This is a genomic window from Ruoffia halotolerans (genome assembly GCF_014049385.1).
GTDB lineage: Bacteria > Bacillota > Bacilli > Lactobacillales > Aerococcaceae > Ruoffia > Ruoffia halotolerans.
Genome location: NZ_JACAOA010000065.1, coordinates 1 through 1,531 on the forward strand (window position 1 = coordinate 1; position 1,531 = coordinate 1,531).

The following is a 1,531-nucleotide window of genomic DNA, read 5'->3' on the forward strand; positions in this document are numbered from 1 at the left end:
AAGTAAGAGAATACACGTTGATATTCAGTTTTGAGTGATCTAAGTGATTACTTATATACAGACAATGTGTGGTGATGGTAGCAAGAAGGATACACCTGTTCCCATGCCGAACACAGCAGTTAAGCTTCTTAGCGCCGATGGTAGTTGGACCTTTGGTCCTGTGAGAGTAGGTCGTTGCCATGCATTGTTTAATTTTTTAGTCATTCCGCAATAGCTCAGCTGGTAGAGCGCATGACTGTTAATCATGATGTCGTAGGTTCGAGCCCTACTTGCGGAGTAAGGTTAAATCGGAGAGTTGTCCGAGTTGGCCGAAGGAGCACGATTGGAAATCGTGTAGGCATTTAATAAATGTCTCAAGGGTTCGAATCCCTTACTCTCCGTATGAAACTTAATATTACAATGGTCCGTTGGTCAAGTGGTTAAGACACCGCCCTTTCACGGCGGTAACACGGGTTCGAATCCCGTACGGATCATTAACATTTTAATAACATGGAGGATTAGCTCAGCTGGGAGAGCGTCTGCCTTACAAGCAGGATGTCGGCGGTTCGATCCCGTCATCCTCCATTACTACCAAGGTCCGGTGGTGTAGGGGTTAACATGCCTGCCTGTCACGCAGGAGATCGCGGGTTCAAATCCCGTCCGGACCGTTTTTAAAATGTTGGCTTGGTAGCTCAGTTGGTAGAGCACTTGATTGAAGCTCAAGGTGTCGGCGGTTCGATTCCGTCCCAAGCCATTCATGGTGGGGTAGCGAAGTGGCTAAACGCGGCGGACTGTAAATCCGCTCCTTCGGGTTCGGGAGTTCGAATCTCTCCCCCACCATTGTATTATTAATGGGGAATTTAATAATTTTGCCTTTTAATAGGGGCATAGTTTAACGGTAGAACTACGGTCTCCAAAACCGTCAATGTGGGTTCGATTCCTACTGCCCCTGTTTAATTTTAATAATACGATGATGGCGATTGTGGCGAAGTGGTTAACGCATCGGTTTGTGGATCCGACACTCGTGGGTTCGATTCCCATCAGTCGCCTATATTTTCTATAATATAGGTAATAATATTATCATTGGGGTATAGCCAAGCGGTAAGGCAACGGACTTTGACTCCGTTATGCGTTGGTTCGAATCCAGCTACCCCAGTCGCTAGTACCATTGTTATAATGGTACTATTTTATTTAATACAATGGCGGTATAGCCAAGTGGTAAGGCACGAGTCTGCAAAACTCTGATCGCCGGTTCAAATCCGACTACCGCCTTTACTAAATATTATTATCGCGGGGTGGAGAAGCTGGCATCTCGTCGGGCTCATAACCCGAAGGTCGTAGGTTCGAATCCTACCCCCGCAATTTTTTTATTATCAAAAATTAATATCGAGATAATGGCTTTTATGCCGGTATGGCGGAATTGGCAGACGCGTTGGACTCAAAATCCAATGTCCTTTGCGGGACGTGTCGGTTCGACCCCGACTACCGGTATTTATTAATTGATTTAATCCACGTTAGAACACTTACCCAATGCCTAAGTAAGTGTTTTTGG

Annotated in this window: 13 tRNA genes and 1 rRNA gene; all 14 read left to right on the forward strand. The window is 45.8% G+C overall.

Going from position 1 to position 1,531, the window contains the following annotated elements:
* Positions 1–67 precede the first annotated feature (67 nt).
* The 14 genes from rrf to HW423_RS10915 all read left to right on the forward strand — a co-directional run bounded on the left by rrf (position 68) and on the right by HW423_RS10915 (position 1,470).
* Positions 68–183 (forward strand): 5S ribosomal RNA (rrf, locus tag HW423_RS10850).
* A 21-nt stretch (positions 184–204) separates the two neighbouring features.
* Positions 205–277: transfer RNA gene (locus HW423_RS10855), tRNA-Asn, on the forward strand.
* A 12-nt stretch (positions 278–289) separates the two neighbouring features.
* Positions 290–380, forward strand: a tRNA-Ser gene (locus HW423_RS10860).
* A gap of 21 nt (positions 381–401) precedes the next feature.
* A tRNA-Glu gene (locus tag HW423_RS10865) sits at positions 402–473 on the forward strand.
* Positions 474–491: 18 nt separating this feature from the next.
* Positions 492–564: transfer RNA gene (locus HW423_RS10870), tRNA-Val, on the forward strand.
* A 10-nt stretch (positions 565–574) separates the two neighbouring features.
* Positions 575–647: transfer RNA gene (locus tag HW423_RS10875), tRNA-Asp, on the forward strand.
* 13 nt (positions 648–660) lie between these two features.
* Positions 661–733, forward strand: a tRNA-Phe gene (locus tag HW423_RS10880).
* 5 nt (positions 734–738) lie between these two features.
* Positions 739–819 (forward strand) — tRNA-Tyr (locus tag HW423_RS10885).
* 41 nt (positions 820–860) lie between these two features.
* Positions 861–931, forward strand: a tRNA-Trp gene (locus HW423_RS10890).
* A gap of 24 nt (positions 932–955) precedes the next feature.
* Positions 956–1,028 (forward strand) — tRNA-His (locus HW423_RS10895).
* A gap of 35 nt (positions 1,029–1,063) precedes the next feature.
* Positions 1,064–1,135, forward strand: a tRNA-Gln gene (locus HW423_RS10900).
* 45 nt (positions 1,136–1,180) lie between these two features.
* A tRNA-Cys gene (locus HW423_RS10905) sits at positions 1,181–1,251 on the forward strand.
* A 17-nt stretch (positions 1,252–1,268) separates the two neighbouring features.
* Positions 1,269–1,341: transfer RNA gene (locus HW423_RS10910), tRNA-Met, on the forward strand.
* A 43-nt stretch (positions 1,342–1,384) separates the two neighbouring features.
* Positions 1,385–1,470 (forward strand) — tRNA-Leu (locus HW423_RS10915).
* Positions 1,471–1,531: the final 61 nt, after the last annotated feature.